10 protein-coding genes are annotated in these 6,969 nt (G+C 73.9%); 3 read left to right on the top strand and 7 right to left on the bottom strand.

The annotated features are described in order from the left end of the window. The first annotated feature begins 70 nt into the window (after positions 1-70). Together VGL20_05925 and VGL20_05930 are read left to right on the top strand one after the other, a co-directional pair. A complete protein-coding gene (locus VGL20_05925; GenBank protein HEY2703210.1) occupies positions 71-403 on the top strand; it encodes a (2Fe-2S) ferredoxin domain-containing protein in 333 nt (110 codons plus the stop codon). Positions 404-453: 50 nt separating this feature from the next. Then, the gene (locus tag VGL20_05930; protein ID HEY2703211.1) at positions 454-750 is read left to right on the top strand and encodes a YtxH domain-containing protein; all 297 of its coding nucleotides are present in this window, start codon (positions 454-456) and stop codon (positions 748-750) included. Here VGL20_05930 and VGL20_05935 read toward each other — a convergent pair. The 6 genes from VGL20_05935 to VGL20_05960 form a co-directional block, all read right to left on the bottom strand. Then, positions 722-1,207 (bottom strand): hypothetical protein, encoded by a 486-nt coding sequence (locus VGL20_05935; protein ID HEY2703212.1) that lies wholly within the window; start codon positions 1,205-1,207, stop codon positions 722-724. The two genes, VGL20_05930 and VGL20_05935, sit on opposite strands and share 29 nt — an antisense overlap. Before the next feature lie 126 nt (positions 1,208-1,333). Beyond that, positions 1,334-1,612, bottom strand: a complete 279-nt coding sequence (locus tag VGL20_05940; GenBank protein ID HEY2703213.1) for a hypothetical protein — start codon at positions 1,610-1,612, stop codon at positions 1,334-1,336. 96 nt (positions 1,613-1,708) lie between these two features. After that, a complete protein-coding gene (locus tag VGL20_05945; protein ID HEY2703214.1) occupies positions 1,709-2,482 on the bottom strand; it encodes a protein phosphatase 2C domain-containing protein in 774 nt (257 codons plus the stop codon). Continuing rightward, positions 2,479-3,141 (bottom strand): HAD family phosphatase, encoded by a 663-nt coding sequence (locus tag VGL20_05950; protein HEY2703215.1) that lies wholly within the window; start codon positions 3,139-3,141, stop codon positions 2,479-2,481. Before VGL20_05950 ends, VGL20_05945 begins: the two co-directional genes overlap by 4 nt. Before the next feature lie 8 nt (positions 3,142-3,149). Beyond that, positions 3,150-4,283, bottom strand: coding sequence for an acyl-CoA dehydrogenase family protein (locus VGL20_05955; GenBank protein HEY2703216.1), 1,134 nt, complete (start codon positions 4,281-4,283; stop codon positions 3,150-3,152). 1 nt (position 4,284) lies between these two features. Then, entirely contained in the window at positions 4,285-5,466 is a 1,182-nt protein-coding gene (locus VGL20_05960) for an acyl-CoA dehydrogenase family protein (protein HEY2703217.1), read from the bottom strand. A 110-nt stretch (positions 5,467-5,576) separates the two neighbouring features. Here VGL20_05960 and VGL20_05965 point away from each other — a divergent pair, with 110 nt between their 5' ends. Next, entirely contained in the window at positions 5,577-6,512 is a 936-nt protein-coding gene (locus VGL20_05965) for a radical SAM protein (GenBank protein ID HEY2703218.1), read from the top strand. A 32-nt stretch (positions 6,513-6,544) separates the two neighbouring features. Here VGL20_05965 and VGL20_05970 read toward each other — a convergent pair. Beyond that, a partial coding sequence (locus VGL20_05970) for an HNH endonuclease signature motif containing protein (GenBank protein ID HEY2703219.1) occupies positions 6,545-6,969 on the bottom strand: 425 nt, incomplete at its 5' end.

Here is a 6,969-nt window from a genome sequence, read left to right on the forward strand (position 1 = left end):
CCCAGTCTACGGCCGACCGGCTCGAGCCCCGCCTCGGCGCCGGGTGGCGGCGCAGCACAATGGTGGGCCCATGGACGGCCCGCCGCGCGCCCTGCACGTCTTCGTCTGCACCACCTCGGGGCGCCACCACTGTGGCGGCCAGGGCTCGGAACGGGTCCTCCAGCGGCTCCGCGACGAGGTCGAGCGGCGCGGCCTCGGCCACGTCCGCACCACCCGGATGGGCTGCAACCTCCAGCACCACCAGGGTCCGATCGTGATCGTCTATCCCGATGGCGTCTGGTACGGCCGGCTGCGCCCGGAGGACGTGCCCGAGATCGTCGAGCGCCACCTCGTCGGCGGCGAGCCGGTGGAGCATCTGCGCATCATTCCCGACGGCGCCTGGGACTCCTCAGCGCTGACCTGACGGTACGTGATACCGTCGCTATCAACTAGGTACATCTGGGAGGCTTGATCGTGGGATACATCCGAGGTCTGATCCACGGCACCGTCGTCGGCGCGGTCATCGGTGTGCTCGTCGCCCCCCAGGAGGGCCGGCAGACCCGCGAGCAGGCCCAGACCCTCGCCCTGGCGATCCGGGATGGCGCCCAGCAGGTCGTCGAGACCGCGCGCCGGGTGGCCCCGACCGCTCAGGCCGCCGCCCACCAGGTCGGCGAGGTGGTCAGCAACGTCGCGGGCAAGGTCACCCGGCGCCACGACTCCGAGGACGGTCAGCTGATCTCCGTCAACGGGAGCGCGACTGCCCGCTCCTAGCGGCGGTCGGCCCGGTCAGCGGGTTCTCCCGCGGGGTGGGCTGCTCGGGCTGATCGGCGAGGGTCACGAGCCCGCTGACCAGGGCGAGCAGCCCGCAGACCAGGTCGAGCACGTTGATCGCGGTGGGGAAGTGGAGGCCGGCGAACCCCCTGGTCGCGAGGCTGTCGTCGCCGACCACGAACCCGGCGACGGCGAGCACGGTGAGCAGCGCGCCGAGCGCGACCACGAGGACGCCCACCAGCTGGCGTGAGACCCGGAGGGTGAAGCCGAGCACGGCGAGCACCGCGGCGATCATGAGGTCGACGATGTCGCGCGCCCAGGTGAGGTGGAGGGTGAGCCCGCCGAGGTTGCCGCCGGCGTGGCCGTCGCTGATGTGGCCCGCGTCCCCGAGGACCAGGCCACCGAGGCCGGCGATCAGGAACACCAGGGTGAACAGCTGCGCGTACAGTCTCGCCATCACCGTTCTCCAGTCCGCAGGTATCCGCACGAACCGCGACCGGGGGATGTCCTCACCCACATCGGCGCGCTCCGGCGGCGTGCGGGGCAAGTCTAGCCGCGGTTCGCCGTCCGCGCCCAGCCCCCGTCAGGTGAGGCCGGGCCCCTCGTCGGGAATGGCGGCGAGGTCGGGCCCGAGACTGTAGATGGCGCTGCGGTTGCCGAGGAGGATGGTCGGCGGCAGCATCGCCGGGCCGATCGCGGGCTCCTCCTCGAGGACCAGCCCGTCGCGCTGGCGGCGCCGCGCCTCGGTCAGGCACAACGCGGAGCAGTAACGGCCGCGGGATTCTCGCGACTTGAAGCCGTCATAGCCCTCGCCGCAGATCCTGCACACCTTCACCAGGCGGGTGAGCCTGCTCCTAGCCATCGCCTCCTCGATCACCGGCCGGGACAGTCATCCTCCGACAGGACGACGACTACGTCAACACCCATTCCGGTCGGTTGGTTACGCACCACCGACCGATCAGTCACCGGCACCGTGGACACGGCACGCGACCACCGTCACGTTGTCCGTCGAACCCGCCGACAGCGCGCGATCGCAGAGCTCCGCGGCGGCCTCGTCGAGGGCGACGCCGGGCCGCATCGCGTCCGCGATGCGGCTGTCGTCGACGGCGTCCCACACCCCGTCGGAGCAGATCAGCACGACGTCCCCGGGACGCAGCACGGCGGTGAACAGGTCGGCGTCGACGGGCTCGCCGGTGAGCGCGCGGGTGAGCATGTTGCGCCCGGGATGGTGGACGGCGCGGTCGGCGTCGAGGTGGCCGTCGCGCACCTGCTCGGCGATCCACGAGTGGTCCTGGGTGAGCTGGCCGGCCTCGCCGTCGCGGATGAGATAGGCGCGGCTGTCGCCGACGTTGGCGAGCCGCACCCGGCCGGCGCTCACCACCGCGACCACCAGCGTGGTGCCGCACATCGCGCCGCCGTGAGCGCGGCGGTGGGCGGCGACGGCGTCGCCTCCGCGGGCGACGGCACCGCCGAGCGCGGAGGCGGGATCGGGTGCGGCGGTGACGTGGGCGGCCGCGGCCTCGACCGCGAGGTGCGCCGCCACGGCGCCGTCGGCGTGGCCGCCCATCCCGTCGCCGAGCACCAGCAGGCAGCCGCCGAGGATCGGGCGCATCGCCCAGCGGTCCTGGTTCTCGCGGCGCACGGTGCCGCGGTCGCTCACCGCGGCCAGCTCGAGGCCGCCGCCGGGGAGATCGACGCGCAACGTCCCCGCGTCGCGGGCGGCGGCGCTCACCCGGCCCCCGGGGGCGGGGGACCGCCGCCGTTCAGCATCAGGCGGCGCACCTCGGCCGCGGTGGCCGGTCCGTCGGCGCAGAGCAGCGCCTCCATCCCCAGCGCGCGCGCCGCGGCCACGTTGCACTCGAGGTCGTCGACGAAGAGGCACTCGGCGGGGTCGAGGCCGAGCCGCTCGCAGGTGAGCCGGTAGATCGCCGGGTCCGGCTTGCGCAGCCCCACCGCCGAGGAGTCGACGGTGACGTCGAAGAGCTCGTCGAAGGGCATGAGCGCGCGCCAAGCCAGCTCCCACTCGCGGACGTTGTTGGTGAGCAGCGCGGTGCGGTGACCGGCGGCGCGCACCTGCCGCACCGCCTCGACCATCACCTCCGAGGCGACCATCGGCCGTCCGACGAGGATCTCGCGGGCGTCGGCCGGGTCGATCCGGGCATGGCCCTCGGCGGCGTGCCGGTCGCAGAGGCGGACGATGTAGTCGGCCTCGGTGAGCCGCCCGGTCTCGAGCCGGTGGAGGTCGTGGTCGCCGGTGGGCAGAGCGTAGACCTCGCCCACCTCCCGGAGGAAGCAGCCGAGCAGGCTGAGGGTGCGCTCGTCCGCGCCGCGCCGGATGCGGAAGGGGGGCAGGGTCATCACCCCGCCGAGGTCGAAGACGGCACCGCGCAACGCCAGGGCTAGAGCTCCAGCAGCTGGGCGACGCGCTCGCGATGGTGGGTCGCGTCGCCGAGGGTGGCCTCGCCCCACTTCGCGCGCTTGAGGTGGAGGTGGATGTCGTGCTCCCAGGTGAAGCCGATGCCGCCGTGCAGCTGCAGCCCGTTGGAGGCGACGCTGCGGGCGGCGTCGCCGGCATAGGCCTTGGCCATCGCGGCGGCAAGCGGCGCCTCGGGGACGTCGTTGTCGAGGGCCCAGGCGGCGTGGTACGCGAGTGATCTCGCCGACTCGACCATCACCAGCATGTCGGCACAGCGGTGGGAGACCGCCTGGTAGGCGCCGATCGGCCGGCCGAACTGCTGGCGCACCCTGGCGTACTCGACGGTCATCTCCAGGACCCGCTGGGCGGTCCCGGCCAGCTCGGCGGCGATGCAGACCATGGCCCGGTCGAGGCCGCGACGCAGCGTCGCCCAGCCCCGACCGGGCTCGCCGACCACGGCGTCGGCGGGCACCTCGACGGCGTCGAAGCCGACCGCGGCGACCCGGCGGGTGGCGTCCATCGACGCCAGCGGGCGCACCGTGACCCCGGGCGCGGCGGTGTTGACGACCAGCAGGGTGAGCCCGTCGGCGGGGTCGGCGGCGGTGCGGGTGGCGACGATCATCCGGTCGGCGACCTGGGCGTCGGGGACGAACAGCTTCTCGCCGTGGAGCAGCCAGGCGTCGCTGGAGCGCTCGGCGGCCATGCGCACCCCGCCCGCGTCCCACCGCCCCGACTCCTCGACCAGGGCCACCGTGGCCAGCTGCGAGCCGTCGCAGATCGAGGGCAGCAGCCGCGCCGCCTGGGCCTCGTCACCGCTCGCCGCCAGGGTCATGCCGGCGAGGCCGACGCTGGACTGGAACGGGGACGGCACCACGTGACGGCCCATCTCCTCGAGCACCACGGCGAGGTCGACGAGACCGAGGCCGAGGCCGCCGTGGCGCTCGGCGAAGGGGATCGCGGTCCAGCCGAGCTCGACCATGCGCGCGTACATCCGCGGGTCGTGGCCGAGGTCGTCCTCCATCAGCTGCCGCACCCGCGCGGCGGGGCACTCGCGGTCGAGGAAGTCGCGCGCCTGGCGGCGGAGCAGCTCCTGCTCGTCGGTGAGCCCGACGTTCATCTCAGCGCCCCCGGGGCAGCCCGAGCACGCGCTCGGCGAGGATGTTCCGGAGCACCTCGCTGGTGCCGCCCTCGATGCTGTTCGCCCGCGAGCGCAGGTAGCCGTAGGCCCAGCGGCCGTTGCGCGGTGCCCGCTCCTCGCCCTCGGCGAGGGTGCCGTAGGGGCCGAGCAGGTCGAGCGCGGTCTCGGCGATGCGCTGGTTGAGCTCGCTCCACATCAGCTTGTTCACCGAGCCCTCGGGTCCCGGCTGCTCGCCCTGGAGGACGCGGCTGAGGCCGCGCAGCCCGTTGATGCGCATCGCCTCCACCTCGATGACGAGCTGGGCGATCCGCTGGCGCACCACCGGGTCGGCGGAGCGGGGAACGCCGTCGACCAGGGTGGTGCGGGCGAGGGCGCGGAGCTCGTCGAGGGCGATGCGCGACCGCACCTGCAGGCCGACGCCGAGGGTGGCGCGCTCGTGCATCAGCGTGGTCATCGCGACCCGCCACCCACCGCCCACCGCGCCGAGAAGGTTGGCCCGGGGCACGCGCACGTCGGTGAGGTACATCTCGTTGAACTCGGCGTCGCCGGTGATCTGACGCAGCGGCCGCACCTCGACGCCGGGGCTCTGCATGTCGACGATCAGATACGTGAGGCCGGCATGGGCGGTCTCGGCCGAGTCGGTGCGGGTGAGCAGGATGCACCAGCGGGAGACGTGCGCCAGCGTGGTCCACACCTTCTGGCCGCTGACCACGAAGTCGTCGCCGTCGATCACCGCGCGGGTGCGCAGCGAGGCCAGGTCGCTGCCGCTGTTCGGCTCGCTGAAGCCCTGGCACCAGATCTCGTCGGCGCGGAGCAGCGGCGGGATGTGGCGCGCCTTCTGCTCGGGGGTACCGTGGGCGAGGATGGTCGGGCCGGCCATGTACAGCCCGATCACGTTGAGCATGTCGGGAGCCCTCGCCGCGGCCATCTCCTGGTTGACGATCACCTCCTGCATCAGGGTGCCGCCCTGGCCGCCGAGCTCGCGGGGCCAGCTCACCCCGGCGAAGCCCGCCTCGTGGACCCGCCGCTGCCAATCCCGACGGAGCTCGATGTCGTCGTGGCCGGCCGCCGCCTCGCGGGTGCGGTCGTCGAGGTTGTCGCGGAGCCAGCCGCGAACCTGGTCGCGGAAGCGTGCCTCCTCCGGTGAGAGGGAGAAGTCCATGAGCGTCTCCAGGCGGCGGGCGCGCGGGCCCGGTGGGCGTCGTCCGCACTCATTGTGCGCGAGGTCGCGGCCCGCTTGACCGGACCGAACATATGTTCTACCTTCCGCTCGTGACCGCCACGCCCGCCACCTCCGCGCCACCGCGCCGGCCCGCCACCGAGCTGGTCGAGAGCCCCTGCCGCAGCGCCCTGCAGCCGGTGCGCGGGATGTGGTTCGACTGGTCGCTCAACCCCTACGGGGGCTGCGTCCACCGCTGCACGTTCTGCTACGTGCGCGCCTTCGAGCGCCGCGCCGACCGCCCCTCCGACAGCCGGTACGGGCGCACCGTGCGCGTGAAGACCAACGTGGTGACGGTGTTGAGGGAGGAGCTGCGCCGGCCGTCGCATCGCTCCGGCCTGGTCTGCCTGGGAACCGCCACCGACCCCTACCAGCCCGCCGAGGGGAGGTACCGGCTGACCCGGGGCTGCCTGGAGGCGCTGGTGGCGGCGCGCCGCCCGATCACCCTCACCACCCGTGGGCCGCTGGTGGTGCGCGACGCCGGCCTGCTCGCCGAGGCCGGCGCCGCCGCCGGGGTGAGCGTCTCGATCAGCGTGCCCACCGTCGACGAGGCCGTTGTGCGGCGCACCGAGCCGGGCACGGCACCGCCCCGACAGCGGCTGCGGGCGCTGGAGCGGTTGGCGGCGGCGGGGGTGCGCGCCGGGGTGCTGATGGCCCCGGTGCTGCCCGGCATCAGCGACGGCGACGAGTCGCTGGCGGCCACGGTGCGCGCCGCCCGCGACGCCGGGGCCGCCTTTCTTCTGGTGGGGGTGCTGAACCTGACCCCCGGCACCCGCGAGCACTTCCTCGAGGCGCTGGCGGACGACTGGCCGGAGCTCCTGCCCCGGTATCTCGAGCTCTATCGGGGGCGGAGCCATCTGCCCGCCACCTTCGCCTCGGAGGTCAGCGGTCGTGTCGCCGGTCTGCGCACCGCGGCGGGGATCTCCGCGGAGCGGCCGCCCCGCTTCGCGGACCCGCCGGTGCCGCGGCAGTTGCACCTGGAGCTGTGACCGCTGATGAGCCGGCGGACGCGCGGGCAGGTTCATTCCGGGCCGGCCCTGCGCCTCGGGCGCTTCCAGCACCCGCCGGTGGCGGTGCCGAGCAGCAGGCCGTCGTGGGTCTCGAAGCGGAGGTCGCCCCCGGCGGTGCGGCGGATGTCGAACTCGCCGTCGTGGTGCCGGTTGTGGTGGTATTCGCACAGCGAGAGGAGGTTCCACAGCCTCGTCGGACCTCCGTCGATCCGGTGGTGGATGTGGTGGGCGTGGGTCCGCGTCGCCGCCATCGCGCAGCCGGGGTAGCGGCAGGTGCCGTCCCTGCTCTGCAGGTCGCGCCGCATCCGGGGCCTGACCCCCGGCCGCTCGCGTCCGCTTTCGACGACCTGCCCGCCGCGCTCGAGGAGGGTGACCATGGTGGCCTCGCACCCCAGCCGCCGCGCCGCCGCGGTGGAGAGGGCGGGACCGTCGAGGA

It is taken from the genome of Candidatus Dormiibacterota bacterium (assembly GCA_036495095.1).
Taxonomy (GTDB): domain Bacteria; phylum Chloroflexota; class Dormibacteria; order Aeolococcales; family Aeolococcaceae; genus CF-96.